We start from the raw sequence: 17247 nt of genomic DNA on the forward strand, positions 1-17247 counted from the left end.
GAAAGGGATGGGCAAGTCGGCGGCGGGCCACGGCAGTTGCCCGGTGACCTCCGCCGGCTCCCCCGCCCCGCCCCTCCTGGGCCGGCCGCGGGTCGGCCCACCCCGGGCCTCACCCGATGCCGAACGCCCCCTGCGGCGGCACCGGTGACGGCACCGCGTCCTCGTCGCGCACGGGTGTGGCGTTCCCGATGAAGTCCTGGAGCGCGGCCCCGTGTTCGAGGCGGGCCGGGAAGGCGTCGGAGGCGACTCGGCGGGCCAGGGCGGCCGTGTCCAGGGGGCGGTGCGCGGCGACGAGTACCGCGTTGCCGAAGCGGCGGCCCCGCCGCACGCCCGGCTCGGCGATCAGTGCCAGTTCCTCGAACACAGCCGAGAACGTGGCGAGTTGGGAGCGCAGAAAAGCGAAGGGCGCGGCGTCGGCCAGGTTGGCGAGGTAGACGCCGTCGCCGCGCAGCACCCGCTCGGCCTCTGCGGCGTACGTCACGGAGGTCAGGTGGGCCGGGACGCGGGAGCCACCGAACACGTCGGCCACGAGCACGTCGGCGCAGGCGTCGGGGGCGGCTTCGAGCCAGGCGCGGGCGTCGGCCGCGTGCAGGGCGACGCCCGCGCCGACGGGCAGCGGAAGGTGTTCGACGACCAGGTCGAGCAGCCCACGATCGGCCTCGACGACGTCCTGCCGGGAACCGGGCCGGGTGGCCGCGAGATACCGGGGCAGGGTGAGCGCGCCACCACCGAGGTGCAGCACGTCCAGCGCCCGCCCCGGCTCCGCGACGGTGTCCAGGACGTGCCCGAGCCGACGCGTGTACTCGAACTCCAGATGCGTCGGCTCGTCCAGATCGACGTACGACTGAGGCGCCCCGTCGACGGTGAGCAGCCAGGCACGTTCGCGGTCGACATCGGGCATGAGCTTGGCGAACCCGTGGTCAACGGCACGGGCAACGGGTATCGACTCGTCGTTCACCTTCTCATTGTGCCTGGCCGAGACGTGCCCCAAAGGGGCGCGGGGCTGTGCCGAGATACGGCTCCGCCGCGGGGGCGCGACCAGCCACAACCGGCCCGCAGCCCCCACGCGCCCCGACCCCCTCACACGACGGCGGTCACGGTCCCCGCCCCCACGGTCCGCCCACCCTCACGGATGGCGAACCCGAGTCCCGGCTCCAACGGCACCTCACGCCCCAGCTCCACAGTCATCGTGACCGTCTCCCCGGGCCGCGCGACAGCCATCTCACCGAGGTCCACGTCCCCCACGACATCCGCGGTCCGGATGTAGAACTGCGGCCGATACCCCGTCGCGACCGGCGTCGTACGCCCGCCCTCGCGCCCCGACAGCACATACACCCGCGCCGAGAACCGCCGCCGAGGCACCACACTGCCCGGCGCCGAGACCACGTGCCCGCGTCGCACCGCGTCGCGCGGCACCCCGCGCAACAGCAGCGCCACGCTGTCCCCGGCCTGCGCCTCCTCCATCGGCTTGCCGAAGGTCTCCACGCCGGTGACGACCGTCTCCAGGTCCGCGCCGAGCACCTCGACCCGGTCGCCGACGCGGACGGTGCCACGCTCGACCGCGCCCGTGACGACCGTCCCCCGGCCGGTGATGGTGAGCACGTTCTCCACCGGCAACAGGAACGGGGCGTCCAAGTACCGCTCGGGAAGGGGCACATACGTGTCCACCGCGTCGAGCAGCGCGTCGATCGACGCCGTCCAGCGCGGGTCGCCCTCGAGCGCCTTCAGACCCGACACCCGTACGACGGGCACCGCGTCGCCGCCGTAGCCCTGCGCGGTGAGCAGGTCGCGTACCTCCAGCTCCACGAGGTCCGTCAGCTCCTCGTCACCCGCGTCGGCCTTGTTGAGGGCGACGACGATGTGGTCGACGCCCACCTGCCGGGCCAGCAGGACGTGTTCGGCGGTCTGCGGCATGATCCCGTCGAGCGCGGAGACGACGAGGATCGCCCCGTCGAGCTGCGCGGCCCCGGTGACCATGTTCTTGACGTAGTCGGCGTGGCCCGGCATGTCCACGTGCGCGTAGTGCCGGGTGTCGGTCTCGTACTCGACGTGCGCGATGTTGATGGTGATGCCCCGCGCGGCCTCCTCCGGGGCGCGGTCGATCCGGTCGAAGGGAACGAACGTGCCGGAGCCGCGCTCGGCGAGCACCTTGGTGATGGCGGCGGTCAGGGTGGTCTTGCCGTGGTCGACATGACCCATCGTGCCGATGTTGAGATGCGGTTTCGTACGAACGTATGCCGTCTTGGACATGGCGGTACCTCGAAGCCTCTTCAGCGGTACTGAGTGAAGGTCCCGGCGCACAGAACGCGGCCGGGACGGGGACCCCGAGGAAGTTCGCCGACCCTCCCCCTACGGGGTCCGCCGGACGATCCGGGAAGGGTCAGCTTCGGGCGCCGTCGACTGCGGCCACGAGGATCGGGACGGCAGCCTTCGGGGCATCCGCGACTGCGGACGCTGCGAGGAGGAAGGCGTACCGGAACATGAGGCCGATCATCGCCGACGCGTCACCGCACGTCGAATGGTTTTCCGGGGGGAACGAGGGCGGGAGGGCCGGCCTCAGTGGCGCATGTCACGGTGTGGTGTTTGCGCAGGGTGTGGGGGCACGTGTCACCCGGCGCGCCGGGAGTTCCCCTGGTTGTTCCACCGTTGAGACCAACCGTACGGCGATCACACATACTCCTCGGATAATCTCGCCGAATGCTCGATGCCACCACCCGCTCTGGGGGCACCGCCACGGCCACTCCCCAGGCCATCGCCTCGGAGCTCTCCCCGCCCTCGCCGGCCGTGATCGTCGTCGCCCCGGCCGGCGGCCTCGCCGCGCGCTGCACGAGAGCACTGCTCTCGCCGTGGTCGCGGCTCTCGCTCCTGGTACTGCTGCTCGGCGCCGCCGCGTCCTGCGTCCTGCTCTTCGAACCCCAGCGGCTCCTCGCCGACGGCTGGCCACCCCAGGTCGGCGGCGCAGCGGCGGCGGTGCTCTTCGGGGCGGCGTACGGACTGTGCACCGTGGCGTTCGTGCCGCGCCCGCTGCTGAACCTCGCGGCGGGCGCGCTGTTCGGATCCCAGACGGGCCTCGTCTCGGCACTCGCGGGCACGGTCCTGGGCGCCGGACTCGCCTTCGGTCTGGGCCGCGTCCTCGGCCAGGACGCCCTGCGGCCGCTGCTGCGGGCCCGCTGGCTCCAGGCGGCGGACGGCCAGCTCAGCCGGCACGGCTTCCGCTCGATGATGGCGGCGAGACTGTTCCCCGGGGTGCCCTTCTGGGCCGCCAACTACTGCGCCGCCGTCTCCCGCATGCGCTGGCTGCCGTTCCTGCTCGCGACGGCACTCGGATCCGTCCCGAACACCGCCGCGTACGTCGTCGCGGGCGCCCGCGCCTCGTCGCCGACGTCGCCCGCCTTCCTGATCGCGATGGCCTTCATCGCCGTACCGGCCGTGGTGGGCGCCGTGGTGGCCTGGCGCAAGCGGCACCATCTGCGCGGGCACTGACACCGGGCCCGGCGGGCGTGTAGGCCTCGCCCGGAGAGCCTCCCTAGGGGGTGCCCCGGTACACGTCCAGCCGCCCGCACATCCCGAACTTCCCGTGGGCCGAAGGCTGTTCGGCCCGTACGACGGCGTCCGCGAGGTGGGACGTGTCGCCCCGCTCCAGCCGGTCGAGCTGCTCGCCCGTCGCGCCGGCCGCCGCCTCGGCGCCGCGCCGCCAGCGCTCACGCCAGTCGGCCAGGCGGGGCCGTACGAGAGCGGCCGCCGCCTCGTGGAAGGCGGCCAGCGCCTGCGGCCCCTCGGCGTCCCGCAGTGCCCGGTACCCCTCGAGGGCGAGGTCGCGCCGGGCCCGCGCGACCCGCTCCTGCTCGGCGACGGGCGCGTCGGCCGGGATCACGGTCGCGGCGGCGTACGTCTGCGGGTCGGTCAGGTACTTCGGCGGCAGCGTCAGCACGGCGTCCCCCGCCTCCGGCAGGCCGCTGTTCTGCATGAGGACGGTGATGCGCAGTTCGTCCTCGTTGACCAGCCGGTGGATCGTGCCCGGCGTGAACCAGGCGACCGTTCCGGGCGCGAGCGGCGTCTGTTCGTACCCGGACGTCGTGAGCGTCTGGACCGCGCCTCGGCCGCCCGTGACGACGTACGCCTCCGAACAGGTCAGATGCATATGGGGAGTTCCGCCGCACACCCCGTCGTCGGTCGGCCAGTCGTAGACGGACAGGTGCGAGACGGCGACGCCACCGGGCAGCCCGGCGAAGGCCGCCCCGTCAGGTGTCGTGTTCACCACGGGTGGGCCTCCAGGTACTTGGCGACACCCTCGCGCTCCCACACCCCGTCGGCGACGACGACCCGGTAGCGGCGCGTGAGCGTGTCGCCGGGCGCCAGCTCCAGCTCGTCGTAGAAGGCCCAGGAGGGGGCGACGGCGGCGAACGGCTCGTTGCGCACGAACCAGTGGGCGGGGTGCGCGCCCTCGGCTCCCAGGTGGTCGTTCTCGGGCGCGTGTGCGAAGACCAGCGTGGCGTGGCCGTCGGCGCCGTCGAACTCGCCGGAGTACGCCAGCCACGGCGCCTGCTCGCCCATCAGCCCCGGCCCCTCGGAGTCGGGGCCGAGGACCCGCCCGTCCCGGAAGGCGCGCGGGCCGCGCCAGAACAGGCCGGTGTAGCCCGCGGCCTCGCGCCCGGCGGTGGTCGGGCTGCCGAAGAGCAGCGGCTCGTCACGCCGGTTGGTGATCGCGCTCGTCCAGGTCAGCGCCCAGGACCCGGCCGCCGGATCGACGTCGTGCACCTCGACCCGCCGCGCCTCGTCCGCCCACAGCTCCCCGCTGTACGGGTGCCAGGTGAGCCGCTCCGCGATGACGACCCGGCCCGCGTCCGAGGCGACTTCGTCGAAGCCGACGTGGGCCATCGAGCCGACGCGCTCGGGGAGGGCGAGATACCCCTCGCCGTGCACATAGGTGTTGCCGCCCCACAGGTTCGCCCCCGACAGGTGCGAGGCCGTCAGCTGGAGGCCCTTGTGCCAGCGGTGGTCGTTGGGACGGTAGTCGGTGACAACGTTTCCGGCGAGCGTCCGCATCGGGTGCAGATACGGCTTCGGCGCCTCCCAGGCCGCCTCCGCCCCGTACACGTAACTGAACAGCTCGACCCCGGTGACCGGTTCGGTCACGGTGATGCGGTCGCCGTGCGCGTGGACGATGCGCAGGTCCTCGGACGTGGTCACGCGGACGCCTCCTCGGTGGAACCGGACATGTCGCCATCGTCGTCGATCGCGGGCGCCCAGCCGGGCGCGCCGCCGTGCAGCGCGGCGTAGTAGGGGTCGCCGGGGCCGATGTCGCCGGCCCTGACGGTCGTGTCCGTGAAGGCGGACTTGTACAGGGCGGTGATCAGTTCCAGGCTGGTCCGCCCGTCCGCCCCGCTGCTGCGCGGCCGTTCACCGGCGCGCATGCTGGCGACCAACTCCCGCAGCTGCGCGAGGTGCGAACTCGGCACGTCCGCCCCGAAGTCACGCCAGGCGGCCACCTCCGCCGCCGGCACGTCCGGGGCCGGGGTGATCGTCCAGTCGGCGTTGGAGTGCCCGTACAGGTGGGTGAGTTCGACGGTGGCGCGCTCGCAGTCGATGCGGATCCGGCTGACCTCGTCGGGGCTGAGCACGCTGTTGACCACGGTCGCCAGCGCGCCGTTCGCGAACCGGACGAGGGCGGTGGAGACGTCCTCGGTCTCGACGTCGTGGACGAGCCGTCCGGCCATGCCCCGCACCTCGCTCCAGGGCCCGAGCAGATCCAGCAGCAGATCCATCTGGTGGATACCGTGCCCCATGGCGGGCCCGCCGCCCTCGGTCTGCCAACGCCCGCGCCAGGGCACGGCGTAGTAGGCGGTGTCGCGGTACCAGGTGGTCTGGCAGTGCGCCACGAGCGGCCGGCCCAGGGCCCCCTCGGCGAGCAGCCGCCGTACGTGGGTGGAGGCGGAGCCGAAGCGGTGCTGGAAGACGATCGAGGCGTACGGGCCGCCTCCGAGCCCCTCCTCGGCCTCGATGGCGTCGAAGTCGGCGAGCGTCGGCACCGGCGGCTTCTCGCACCACACCCAGGCGCCGGCGCGCAGCGCGGCCACGGTCTGCTCGCGGTGCAGGGTGGGCGGCGTACAGATGGTGACCAGGTCGGGCCGCTGCTCCCGGAGCATCTGCTCCAGGTCGGTGTAGGCGTGCGGAATCCCGCTCTCGGTGCAGAACGCCTTCACCGCGTCGGCGTTGATGTCGACGGCGGCGACGACCTCCGTCTCCCCCTCGTCGGCCAGTCGGGCGAGCGCCGGCATGTGTGACCCGCGCCCGATGGCGCCCGCCCCGATGACGGCGGCCCGGATACGACGTCCGGTGAGCGCGGGGAGCGGGGCGGCCGAGGTCCGGGAAGCGGGGTCGGCCGCAGGAGGGCTCCCCGGGGCGGCCGGGGAGGTGCCGGGGCTGGGTGCGGGTGTGGTCATGTGCGTGATCAGCACTCCATCGGACGCGATGTCTGACGTGGGCCAACGCGATGACGCCGGACCCTCCGGGGGCAGCAAGCGCTTTCCCTCACCTCGCAAAGTATGTTCCGTCCGAGCGGTCGGTCAACACCGCGTCGGGGGCTGTCCGCAGGCCGGATGCTGGGGGCGGCCAATCCGGAGAACCCCACCCTTTACCACCCCTTGACCCCGGCCCCTGTGCTCGACCCGCCGCCGGCGGCGGCTAGGCTGCCCCCAACACACCTGATCCTGGCCGACCTTCGCTTCGCGCACGGCGGCCCGGTGTGTCCGTCGGCCCTCCCACGATCAGCGCTTGGACCACGTAACTTCATGTCTTGGTTTGAATCCCTCATCCTCGGACTCGTCCAGGGGCTGACCGAGTTCCTCCCCGTCTCCTCCAGCGCGCATCTGCGCCTGACGGCCGCGTTCTCCGGCTGGAAGGACCCGGGTGCGGCCTTCACCGCGATCACGCAGCTGGGTACGGAAGCGGCGGTGCTGATCTACTTCCGCAAGGACGTCGGGCGGATCCTTTCCGCATGGTTCCGCTCGCTCATCAACAAGTCGATGCGCAGCGACCACGACGCCCAGATGGGCTGGCTGGTGATCGTCGGCTCGATTCCGATCGGCGTCCTCGGTGTCACGCTCAAGGACCAGATCGAGGGGCCGTTCAGGGATCTGCGGATCACCGCGACGATGCTGATCGTCATGGGCGTCGTCATCGGTGTCGCCGACCGGCTCGCGGCGCGTGACGAGACTGGCGGGAAGCACCGGGCGGCCAGGGAGCGCAAGGGCCTCAAGGACCTGGGCGTACGGGACGGTCTGATCTACGGCGTGTGCCAGGCGATGGCCCTGGTCCCCGGCGTCTCGCGCTCCGGAGCGACCATCAGTGGCGGCCTGTTCATGGGCTACACCCGCGAGGCGGCGGCCCGTTACTCCTTCCTGCTGGCCATGCCGGCCGTGCTCGCCTCGGGCGTGTTCGAACTCAAGGACGCGTCGGAGGGCGGCCATGTCTCCTGGGGCCCGACGGCGTTCGCGACGGTGATCGCCTTCGCGGTCGGATATGCCGTAATTGCCTGGTTCATGAAGTTCATCTCGACCAAGTCGTTCATGCCGTTCGTCTACTACCGCATCGCCCTCGGCATCGTGATCATCGCCCTGGTGGCGACGGGCGCGCTGAGCCCGCACGCGGCGGAGTCGTCGGGCTGACGCGGGCGGAGTCGCGGTCACGGTCACGGTCCGGCGACCGTGACCAACCGCATACCGGTTGAGTAGCCAGCCGGTAGCGCACTGTCAGTCCCTGCCCCTACGCTGATACGCATGTCCCCCGATTCCCTGACCCCTGGTTCCGTGCGGTCTGCCGCCGCGTTGAACGAGCAGATCCGCGCACTCTGGCTCCGCGCGGGCGGCTCCCTCTCGGCTCAGGAGCGGGAGGAGTACGAACTGCTGGTGGTCAAGTGGGCCGCGGCGATACGCGGCGAGATCATCGAGGCCGCCTGACCAGGAGGCCCCCCCGGGAGCGCCCCGCGGGCGTCATCGCCCGCCCGCCACCCGCAGCACCGCGCCCGTGGCGTAGGAGGCCTCGCCGGACATCAACCAGGCGACGGCGGCCGCGACTTCCTCCGCCAGCCCCGGCCTGCGGAGCGGAATCGTCGGGGCCGCGCGTTCCGCCCGGCCCGGGTCGCCCATCGTGGCGTGCATCTCGGTGTCGATGATGCCCGGAGCCACCGCGTTGACGCGGATACCGTCCGGACCGAGTTCCTTCGCCAGGCCCACGGTCAGGGCGTCGATCGCCGCCTTGGTCGCCGCGTAGTGGACATACTCGCCGGGACTGCCGAGGGTGGCCGCCGCCGAGGACACGTTCACGATCACACCGCTCCCCCGAGCCGTCATCGCCCGCGCGGCGCGGCGCGAACACAGCAGCGTACCCAGCAGGTTGACCTCCATCACGCGTCGCAGATCACCGGGATCCGTGTCGACGAGCCTGCCCAACGGGCCGGTCACCCCGGCGTTGTTCACCAGCCCCGTGACCGGCCCGAGCCGCTCCTCCACCGTGTCGAACAGCCGGTCCACCTCCGCCTCGACCGAGGTGTCCACCCGCACGGTCACACACCGCGCCCCCACCTCCCGCACCCCCGCCGCGACCGACTCGGCGGCCCGGGCGTCCCGTACGTACCCCACCGCGACGTCGTGACCGTCCGCGGCGAGCCGCAGACAGGTCGCGGCACCGATCCCCCGACTGCCACCCGTGACCACCGTGACTGACGTCCCGCTCATAGGGCTCACCTCCGTGTCTCGTTGTTCCACACCCACCCCACCGGCAACAGCCCTGCTCGTACGCTCCGGTTCACCGGCCCGTACGAGCAGGGCAGCACTCGCGACAGTCAGTCGGTCAGGGCATTCAGCCGGTGTGCCGGTCCAGGGAAAGCAGCCACCGCCACCGATGGCGTTCCGCGACGAGGCTGGCGGCCACCAGGACAGACACGAGGACCGCCGCGTAGACGGGCCATACCCACCACGCGGCGATCACCGCGGCAGCGAGCTGGAGCAGCACCAGCAGAATCGTGACCGTGCCCGGGACAGGGACGATCACCTGATTCTTGTCGCCCGGAGTCGAGAAAACGGTCGGCAGTCCGATCAGTACCACCAAGGACAGGACGGCCAGCGGCCACGAGTACAAGGACAGCGCCCATGGGGTGGCCACCCACGCGACGAGTTCCGCGGCGAAGCGCAGAACGGATGCGATGCGGTCGTCCGGTCTTTCCATATGTACGCCCCCCGAGACAGCGTCAACCACCGGCGGGAGAGTCTACGACGAGACGACTGTCCGATCATTCACGCGACCCGCTGGGGAGTCGGACACGCCCATGGGCCTCCGAATATCCGCATGTCCCTTGGCTCCGCCCGCCCGGTGCCCAACACTGAGCCGATGACGCAGCGTGTGGAGCTCGCGACCGTGATGGACCGGCTCTCCCTCGACGGACTCGTCACCGCGTACGCGGTGGCCGTGGACGACGGTGACTGGGAGACCTACGTGGAACTGTTCGCACCGGACGGGCGGGCGGACTACCGTTCGGCCGGCGGGATCGAGGGGGACGCCCGGCAGGTCGCCGGGTGGCTCAGGCAGAGCATGGAACTCTTCCCCATGCGGCAGCATCTGATCGTCAACCGCCGGGTCGGCTTCGGCATCCTGGAGCAGGACACCGGCGACACGGCCCGCGTCCAGGCGGACTACGTCAACCCCATGCGTCTCGCGGACCACAACGGCGAATCCGGGTCCACCGCACCCGACTTCGTGTGCGGCGGCCGGTACGCCTTCGGACTGGTCCGTACGGGGGACGGCTGGCGGTTGCGCGAGGTGGTCGTACAGGAGAAGTGGCGTCGCATGCCGGAGCCCGCCCCGGGCGCCGCCGCCCACCGGCCGCTCGACTGACCGCCTCCTCTCCCCGCTCCTTCCCTGACTTTTTCTCACGCCCTGACCGGCCGCCGTACGCCGTATGAGGAATCCGCCGCTCCTGGCCGGAGTCCTGCTGGTCCGTGATCGTCTCCAGCACGCACACTGGATTTCCGAAGGGGTGACCGACTGGGTGGTTGAGCGGGTGATCCCGGGGAAGCGACTGGTAGGAGGCATCGTATGAAACTGCCCGGCCACTGGATCGTTTCCCCCTGGCGGCGTTCCCTCGTCGCCGCGCTGGCCGGTGCCCTGCCGATGTTCGCGTTCCCGGCACCGGCGCTGTGGTGGTTCGCCTACGTCGCTCTCGTGCCCTGGATCCTGCTCGTCCGGTCCGCGCCGACCGGCAAACGGGCAGCGTACGACGGCTGGTTCGGCGGCCTCGGGTTCATGGTGGCGGTGCATCACTGGCTGCTGCCCAGCCTGCATGTGTTCATCTTCGTCCTCGCGGCGCTGCTGGGCGCGTTGTGGGCGCCCTGGGGTCTGCTCGTCCACCGGTTCCTGGCGGGCCGCGCCTCGGCCGGGCGGATCGCCGCCGGGCTCGTCGTGCTGCCGTCGGGATGGCTCATGGTCGAGCTGGTCCGCTCGTGGCAGGGGCTCGGCGGGCCCTGGGGCATGATCGGATCCAGCCAGTGGCAGGTGCCGCCCGCGCTGCGGCTGGCCTCGGTCGGCGGGGTGTGGCTGCTCAGCTTCCTGGTGGTCGCCGTGAACGTGGCGGTCGCCGTCCTGATCGCGGTGCGCGAGTCCCGGCTGCCGGCCGTGGCCGGGCTCGTCGCCACCGCCGCCGTGACGTCCGCGTCCTGGGTGTGGTCACCTCGTCCGGAGGCCGACGGCCGGGTGCGGATCGCCGTCGTGCAGCCGGGCGTCGTCGACGGGGCCGGCAGCGCGGAGAAACGGTTCGCGCTCGAGGAGGCGCTCACCCGCCGGCTGGCCGGCCAGGACGTCGATCTGGTCGTCTGGGGCGAGAGCAGCGTCGGCTACGACCTCGCCGGCCGCCCCGACCTGGCGAAACGGCTCGCATCGCTCTCCCGCACGACGGGGACCGACATCCTTGTCAACGTGGACGCCAGGCGCTCCGCCCGGCCCGGTATCTACAAGAGTTCGGTGCTGGTCGGGCCGGACGGCCCCACCGGTGACCGGTACGACAAGATGCGGCTCGTGCCCTTCGGTGAGTACATTCCGGCGCGTTCGCTGCTGGGCTGGGCGACCTCCGTCGGCAAGGCGGCGGGCGAGGACCGCAGGCGCGGCAGCAAGCAGGTGGTGATGGACGTCGGGCATGGGCTGCGCATCGGGCCCATGGTCTGCTTCGAGTCCGCGTTCCCGGACATGAGCCGCCATCTCGCGCAGGACGGCGCCCAGTTGCTCGTCGCACAGTCCTCGACCTCGTCGTTCCAGCACAGCTGGGCGCCCGAGCAGCACGCCTCGATCGCGGCCCTGCGCGCGGCCGAGACCGGCCGGCCCATGGTGCACGCCACGCTGACCGGCGTCTCCGCCGTCTACGGCCCGAGCGGCGAGCGCGTCGGCTCCTGGCTCGGCACCGGTGCGAGCACCTCGGCGGTGTACGACGTACCGCTGGCCCGGGGTGTCACGCCGTACGTCCGCTTCGGCGACTGGCCGGTGCACGCGGCGGTGGTCGTCCTTGTCGTCCTGGGTGCCGTCGAGGGGGTGGGCCTGTTCAGGCGGCGCCGGTCCGCTCCCCCACCGCTCGTACCACCCGTTCGCACAGTTCATGGGTCGCCAGTGCGTCCCGGGCGCTGAGCACCTTGCCGGCGCGCACGGCGTCAAGGAAGGCGAGCACGGCCTGTTCGATACCGCGCTGCCGGGCCACCGGCACCCAGTCACCGCGCCGCCGTACGGACGGCTGCCCCTTGTGGTCGATCACCTCGGCGAGGTTGATCACCTGACGCTTGGTGTCCTGCCCGGACACTTCGAGGATCTCCTCGGCGGAACCGCTGAGCCGGTTCATCACCCCGAGCGCGGTGAAACCGTCCCCGGCGAGCTGGAGCACCACGTGGTGCAGCAGCCCGCCCTCGGTGCGGGCCCGCACGGTCACGTCGTCGACCGGGCCCGGCACCAGGAACCGGAGAGTGTCCACGACGTGGATGAAGTCGTCGAGGATCATCGCGCGGGGTTCCTCGGGCAGTCCGATGCGGTTCTTCTGCATCAGGATCAGCTCGCGCGGATGGTCGGCGCACTGCGCGTACCCGGGCGCGAAGCGCCGGTTGAACCCGACGGCGAGCGAGACGGCACGTTCCTCCGCCAGCTTCACGAGCCGCTCCGATACGGCGAGTTCGTACGCGAGCGGCTTGTCGACGAACGTCGGTACGCCCGCCTCCAGCAGCCTGGTCACGATCTCCGGGTGCACGAGGGTGGGCGCGTGCACGAAGGCCGCGTCGAGGCCCTGGGTGATGAGCCCGTCGAGGTCGGCGTGCCGCTGGCCGGCAGGCAGGCGCAGGCCGTCGGCGACCCGGGTGAGCGTCGCGGGGGTCCGCGTGTGCAGATGCAGTTCGACCCCGGGCCGCGTGCCCAGCACCGGCAGATACGCCTTCTGCGCGATGTCGCCGAGTCCGATGCAGCCGACCTTCACGGGGTCTCCTTCAGAGGTTGCCTGGGTTGCCTGCCGGGGGCATGCCGGAAGCATACGGCCGCCGGACGCCTCGCAGGGCGGCCGGACCCGGGGAAAACACATGGTGGGGACGGGTCTCGGTAGGCGACCATGTCCGCATGACGACGCAGGCACCGCGCAGTGAACCCGCCCAGAACGCCGACGAGCGCACCATGCTGGAGGGCTGGCTGGACTACCACCGGCAGACCCTGGCGTGGAAGTGCGAGGGCCTGACGGACGCCCAGCTCAGGACCGCCTCGGTCGAACCGTCCGAGCTCTCTCTGATGGGCCTGGTACGGCACATGGCGGAGGTCGAGCGCCACTGGTTCCGCACGGTCCTCATGGACGAGAGCCCAGGCCCGATCTACTTCACCGAGGAGGACCCGGACGGCGAGTTCCATCTGACCGGGGCGGACACCTGGGAGGAGGCGCACGGCACCTGGCAGGCCGAGATCGGGATCGCTCGGCGCAATGCCGCCGACTTCGGTCTCGACGACCTCTCGAAGGGCAGGGGCAGGCACAGTGACGAGCCGTTCAACCTGCGCTGGATCTACACCCACATGATCGAGGAGTACGCCCGCCACAACGGCCACGCCGACCTGCTCCGCGAGCGGGTCGACGGAGCGACCGGCTACTGAGGCTCGGAGGTGCGGCTGGGCGGGGGCGGAGTCGCGCAACCCGGCGCTGAACGGGCGCCGCTGCGCCCACCCGTGCCGCCCCTAGCGGCACGCATGCCCGCAGCGGGGGGGGCGTCCCTCCAGGGGCGCGGGGAACTGCGCGCCAAGCCCCCACCGGGCCGCACCCGCAAACGCACCCGCGCCCATCCGCGCCTGCGGGACCGCGCGCCTCGGGGCGGTGGTAGCCGTCAGCAGAGGTCGCCGCGCACCCTCCGTAAGGGGCCGGAGATCACCCGTGTGGGGCATCCTGCGCTCGTCCACGGTCTGCGAACGCAGCGGAACCAGCAGAGTTGCGCGGGTGCATCGAACGACGACCACCGCAACGCTTCTGGTCACCGTGGCTGTCACGGCTCTCTCCGGCTGCGTCACGGTCCAGCACCCGTCCGCGCCCGGCCCGCTCCCGCCGGCACCGTCGCAGCCGACGGCGCCCCGCCCGGACGTCCGGGCCGAACCGCAGATCGTGCAGGCGCCCGCCCGGGAGGCACTGGCGCTCATCGGCCCCGAGCGCAGGCGCACGCAGGTCCAGCGGGCACCGCAGGCCCCGGTGGAGCGGCAGCGTCCGGCGGCCGTCGCGCCCGAGCCCCCGCCGGCCGCCGCTCCGGCACCTCCGCCGCCGCCACGCCGGACGAAGCCGAAGCAGCGCCCGCCGAAGCCGGAGCGCCGCCCCACCCCGCCGCGCGTCGAGATTCCCGAGGTGTCCCGCCCGGTACGCGAGAACACGGACGTGTGCGCCCTCGGCAGAAAGTACGGCGGCTGGGGCAAGGACAGCCCCCAGGCAGTCATCTGCAAGGAGGCGTACGGGCGTTGAAGTCCAGGGCTGGTCGTCACATGCCCGCCTGCCTGCCCTCCGGGCGGACGACGGGAATGTGACGACAGGCCCTTAGGGCCGCTGCCTCGGCGGACCCCAGGAGTCCCCCTCCGAGCCGCCGTCCGGTCCCCTGGACCGCTCCCCCTCCCCCAGGCGCGACTCCAGCCGCCCGATGGCCGCTCTGACCCCGTCGCCGTAGCCGTCGTCGCCGAGGGCGTCGGACGTGCCGCGGGCGATGCGGAGGTGGGTGCGGGCGGCGTCGGGGCGGGCCAGCTTCTCGTAGTCGGCGGCGAGGTTCAGATGCAGCGAGGGATACAGGGCTCGCACCGCGAGCGCCCCCTCGTGCTGGACGACCTCCGCGACGCGTTCGTCCGACAGTTCCTCCGCCGCCGACAACGCCCTCAGATCCCACGCCAGTTCGTCCGAAGGATCGTCCTGGGTGTCGGCCATGTAGTGCGCCAGCGTGCAGCGGTGCAACGGGTCGCCGTCCTCGCCGATCTCAGCCCACAGGCCGAGGAAGCGGTCCCGGGCCTCCTCGCGGTCACCGCCGTGATGCAGCATGACGGCCTGTCCGATCCGGGTCATCATGGCCTCCGGCGTCACCTGTTCCTGCCGCTCCGCCACCGCGCCCCTCCACACTGTCCGCTGTGCCCACTGTCCCTCCCGACGCTAACGGCAGGCACCGACAATCCCGGTCAGGCGGGCCGGTACGGCACCGGACCGGCCCCGCGCCGGCGCTCACCGCTCCCGGTTCAGCCCAGGTCGGGGATGGTCCAGTCGATCGGCTCGTGTCCCTGGCCGGCCACCGCCTCGTTGATCTGTGTGAACGGGCGCGAGCCGAAGAACTTCTTCGCCGAGAGCGGCGAGGGGTGCGCCCCCTTCACCACCACATGCCGCTCCTCGTCGATCAGCGGGAGCTTCTTCTGCGCGTAGTTGCCCCACAGGACGAAGACCGCCGGGTCGGGACGGTCGGCGACGGAGCGGATGACCGCGTCCGTGAACCTCTCCCAGCCCTTCCCCTTGTGCGAGTTGGCCTCGCCGGAGCGGACCGTGAGCACCGCGTTGAGCAGCAACACGCCCTGCTCGGCCCACGGCATCAGGTAACCGTTGTCGGGGACGGGCGTGCCCAGCTCCTCCTTCATCTCCTTGTAGATGTTGCGGAGCGAGGGCGGGATCTTCACCCCGGGCCGGACCGAGAAGCACAGGCCGTGGCCCTGCCCTTCGCCGTGGTAGGGGTCCTGCCCGAGGATCAGGACCTTCACCTTGTCGTAGGGCGTCGCGTCGAGCGCGGCGAACACCTCGTCGCGCGGAGGAAAGACAGGACCCTTCGCCCGCTCCTCCTCGACGAACTCGGTCAGCTCCTTGAAGTAGGGCTGCTGCAGCTCGTCACCCAGGACGCCGCGCCAGGACTCGGGCAGCATGGCGATGTCGGTCACGTGAACTTCCTCCGATGTGCGGTGTGTTCCACTCACCGAAGAACCTACCGGCGCCCACTGACAACAGTCGCCGGGAACGGGTCACTGACAGCCGTTTTGGACGCCCGCCCCCGCCGTGCGCCATGTGCCTTACACCATGTGCCGTGCGCCTGCCATGAGCTCCGCTACCAGCTGGTCTTCCAGTACAGCTCCCACATGACCATCATCGTCGCCGGGTCGATGGACACCTCGGCACCGCCGATGTCCTGGTTCGCCGCCACATGCTGCTTGCCCTGCCACAGCGGCAGCAGGCGGGCGTCGTCGAGGAGGATCTGCTGGGCCTCCTTGAACTCCTCGCCGACGGCCCCCCGGTCGCTCTCCCGGCGTGACTCGGGCAGCAGCTGGCCGGTGATCTCGGGCGACGTGTACGGCGTACCGAGCGCGTTCTGCTCGCCCACGAAGGGGGCGATGAAGTTGTCGGCGTCGGGGAAGTCGGGGAACCAGCCGCGACCGAACACCGGGTACTCGCCCTTCCGGTAGCCGTCCACGTAGGTCTTCCACGGGCGGCTCTGGAGCTTGACGGTGAACAGGCCGGAGTCCTCCAGCTGTCGCTTCAGTTCCTCGAAGGCCGGCTTGGTCTGGGAGCCGTAGCGGTCGCTCGTGTACCAGAGGGTGAGCGGGACCCGCTGGGTGATGCCGTCCTCCAGGAGGATCTGCTTGGCCTTGGAGGTACTTGGATTCCCGAAGTTGTCGAAGAAGCCCGTCGTGTGGCCGACCAGTCCCTTGGGGATCATGGAGTACAGCGGTTCGACGGTGTCCCGGTAGATGTTGTGGGCGAGCGCCGGACGGTCGACGATCTGGGCGATCGCCCTGCGGACCGAGCGCTTGCTGGACCACGGGTCCTTGGGGTTGAAGACGAGGTAGCTGATCTCGGTGGTGGCGTTCTCGATGAGCTGGAGACCCTCCTTCTTCTCGTTGTCCTCGATGTCGACGATGTCGTCGGCACTGAGACCGCGGTAGATGATGTCGATCTTCTTGGCGCGGAGGGCGTCGGCCTCCTCGGACGACTTCTTGAAGTAGCGGATGGTGACGGCGTCGTTCCTGAGGTCCGCGATGCCCTTGTAGCGGTCGTTCCGGACGAGTACGGCCCTGTCGCCCTCCTTGTAGGACTCCAGGATGTACGGCCCGGAGCCGTTGACCTTGCCGTCCTGGCGGAGGGACTTCGCGGGGTACTCCTCGGGGTCCACGATCGACATGGCGGGTGTGGAGAGCACGAAGGGGAAGGTCGCGTCGGCCTGGTTCAGATGGAAGACGAGCCCGCGGTCGCCCTTCACCTCGATCCGGTCGAGGCTGGTCAGCAGACCAGCGGGGCCACCGTTGACGTTGATCGTCCGGATCCGGTCGATGGAGTACTTGACGGCCTTCGCGTCCAGCACATGTCCGTCCGAGAACTTCAGGCCCTCGCGCAGCTCACAGCTGTAGACCGTGCTCGAGCTGTCGGTGAACGCGCAGCTCTTGGCAGCGTCGGGCTTGGGCTCGGAGCCACCGGTGTCGAAGTTCAGCAGCGTCTGGTGCACGTTACGGAACAACTCCCACGAGTTGTCCCAGGAGGCCGCCGGGTCCAGAGTGCTGGGCTCACTGGTCGTCCCCACCACGATCGGCTTCCCGTCGTTGGAGGAGTCGGAGGAGAAGACTCCGCATCCGGCGACCATGGATATGGACGCGGCCACCGCCAACTGCCGCAGGCCCCGGTTCCGGTTGAACACGCGCACGCTCCTCGATCTGCTATACCAAGCCAACGGTCGGCAGACCATACCGCAGTGCCCCGCCGGG

Annotated in this window: 18 protein-coding genes; 7 read left to right on the forward strand and 11 right to left on the reverse strand. The window is 71.2% G+C overall.

All coding sequences use genetic code 11. The features are described from left to right. Positions 1-109 precede the first annotated feature (109 nt). Both ADL01_RS15485 and tuf read right to left on the reverse strand, forming a co-directional pair. Positions 110-901 carry a spermidine synthase gene (locus tag ADL01_RS15485; RefSeq protein ID WP_053742627.1) on the reverse strand — a complete coding sequence of 264 codons (792 nt, stop codon included), beginning with the start codon at positions 899-901 and terminating at the stop codon, positions 110-112. A 179-nt stretch (positions 902-1080) separates the two neighbouring features. Next, the gene (tuf, locus tag ADL01_RS15490; RefSeq protein ID WP_053742569.1) at positions 1081-2250 is read right to left on the reverse strand and encodes an elongation factor Tu; all 1170 of its coding nucleotides are present in this window, start codon (positions 2248-2250) and stop codon (positions 1081-1083) included. Positions 2251-2697: 447 nt separating this feature from the next. Between tuf and ADL01_RS15495 the strand changes: the two genes are divergently transcribed. After that, positions 2698-3483, forward strand: coding sequence for a TVP38/TMEM64 family protein (locus ADL01_RS15495; RefSeq protein WP_053742570.1), 786 nt, complete (start codon positions 2698-2700; stop codon positions 3481-3483). Positions 3484-3526: 43 nt separating this feature from the next. On the opposite strand, the gene ADL01_RS15500 is transcribed toward ADL01_RS15495, so the two are convergent. From ADL01_RS15500 to ADL01_RS15510, 3 genes are read right to left on the reverse strand one after another with little or no spacing between them, the layout of a single operon-like run. Then, on the reverse strand, positions 3527-4258 hold the full coding sequence (locus ADL01_RS15500; protein WP_053742628.1) for a cupin domain-containing protein: 732 nt from the start codon (positions 4256-4258) through the stop codon (positions 3527-3529). Continuing rightward, positions 4255-5190 (reverse strand): PmoA family protein, encoded by a 936-nt coding sequence (locus tag ADL01_RS15505; protein ID WP_053742571.1) that lies wholly within the window; start codon positions 5188-5190, stop codon positions 4255-4257. Before ADL01_RS15505 ends, ADL01_RS15500 begins: the two co-directional genes overlap by 4 nt. Further along, positions 5187-6443, reverse strand: a complete 1257-nt coding sequence (locus ADL01_RS15510; RefSeq protein ID WP_234354644.1) for a Gfo/Idh/MocA family protein — start codon at positions 6441-6443, stop codon at positions 5187-5189. Before ADL01_RS15510 ends, ADL01_RS15505 begins: the two co-directional genes overlap by 4 nt. 348 nt (positions 6444-6791) lie before the next feature. On the opposite strand from ADL01_RS15510, the gene ADL01_RS15515 reads away from it, so the two are divergent. Further along, positions 6792-7667: an undecaprenyl-diphosphate phosphatase gene (locus ADL01_RS15515; RefSeq protein WP_053742573.1), complete on the forward strand. Its 876-nt coding sequence runs from the start codon at positions 6792-6794 to the stop codon at positions 7665-7667. A 111-nt stretch (positions 7668-7778) separates the two neighbouring features. Beyond that, entirely contained in the window at positions 7779-7958 is a 180-nt protein-coding gene (locus tag ADL01_RS15520) for a hypothetical protein (protein ID WP_053742574.1), read from the forward strand. A 33-nt stretch (positions 7959-7991) separates the two neighbouring features. On the opposite strand, the gene ADL01_RS15525 is transcribed toward ADL01_RS15520, so the two are convergent. Both ADL01_RS15525 and ADL01_RS15530 read right to left on the reverse strand, forming a co-directional pair. Beyond that, the gene (locus ADL01_RS15525) at positions 7992-8735 is read right to left on the reverse strand and encodes an SDR family oxidoreductase (protein WP_053742575.1); all 744 of its coding nucleotides are present in this window, start codon (positions 8733-8735) and stop codon (positions 7992-7994) included. A gap of 124 nt (positions 8736-8859) precedes the next feature. Then, on the reverse strand, positions 8860-9225 hold the full coding sequence (locus ADL01_RS15530) for a hypothetical protein (protein WP_053742576.1): 366 nt from the start codon (positions 9223-9225) through the stop codon (positions 8860-8862). Positions 9226-9387: 162 nt separating this feature from the next. Between ADL01_RS15530 and ADL01_RS15535 the strand changes: the two genes are divergently transcribed. Continuing rightward, positions 9388-9891 (forward strand): nuclear transport factor 2 family protein, encoded by a 504-nt coding sequence (locus ADL01_RS15535; RefSeq protein ID WP_053742577.1) that lies wholly within the window; start codon positions 9388-9390, stop codon positions 9889-9891. A 201-nt stretch (positions 9892-10092) separates the two neighbouring features. Continuing rightward, positions 10093-11667: an apolipoprotein N-acyltransferase gene (gene lnt / locus ADL01_RS15540; protein ID WP_053742578.1), complete on the forward strand. Its 1575-nt coding sequence runs from the start codon at positions 10093-10095 to the stop codon at positions 11665-11667. On the opposite strand, the gene ADL01_RS15545 is transcribed toward lnt, so the two are convergent. Then, positions 11585-12496, reverse strand: a complete 912-nt coding sequence (locus ADL01_RS15545; protein WP_053742579.1) for a Gfo/Idh/MocA family protein — start codon at positions 12494-12496, stop codon at positions 11585-11587. The two genes, lnt and ADL01_RS15545, sit on opposite strands and share 83 nt — an antisense overlap. A 137-nt stretch (positions 12497-12633) precedes the next feature. Between ADL01_RS15545 and ADL01_RS15550 the strand changes: the two genes are divergently transcribed. Both ADL01_RS15550 and ADL01_RS15555 read left to right on the forward strand, forming a co-directional pair. Continuing rightward, complete coding sequence (locus tag ADL01_RS15550) at positions 12634-13152, forward strand: DinB family protein (RefSeq protein ID WP_053742580.1); 519 nt, start codon at positions 12634-12636, stop codon at positions 13150-13152. Positions 13153-13489: 337 nt separating this feature from the next. After that, the gene (locus ADL01_RS15555; RefSeq protein WP_053742629.1) at positions 13490-13999 is read left to right on the forward strand and encodes a hypothetical protein; all 510 of its coding nucleotides are present in this window, start codon (positions 13490-13492) and stop codon (positions 13997-13999) included. Positions 14000-14071: 72 nt separating this feature from the next. Here ADL01_RS15555 and ADL01_RS15560 read toward each other — a convergent pair whose 3' ends face one another. From ADL01_RS15560 to ADL01_RS15570, 3 genes are all read right to left on the reverse strand, one after another. After that, positions 14072-14623: a hypothetical protein gene (locus tag ADL01_RS15560; protein ID WP_053742581.1), complete on the reverse strand. Its 552-nt coding sequence runs from the start codon at positions 14621-14623 to the stop codon at positions 14072-14074. Between the two features lie 128 nt (positions 14624-14751). Beyond that, on the reverse strand, positions 14752-15435 hold the full coding sequence (gene ung, locus ADL01_RS15565) for a uracil-DNA glycosylase (RefSeq protein WP_053742582.1): 684 nt from the start codon (positions 15433-15435) through the stop codon (positions 14752-14754). 164 nt (positions 15436-15599) lie between these two features. Next, entirely contained in the window at positions 15600-17180 is a 1581-nt protein-coding gene (locus ADL01_RS15570) for an ABC transporter substrate-binding protein (RefSeq protein WP_053742583.1), read from the reverse strand. Between the last annotated feature and the right edge of the window lie 67 nt (positions 17181-17247).

It is taken from the genome of Streptomyces sp. NRRL WC-3618 (genome assembly GCF_001280005.1).
Lineage (GTDB): Bacteria > Actinomycetota > Actinomycetes > Streptomycetales > Streptomycetaceae > Streptomyces.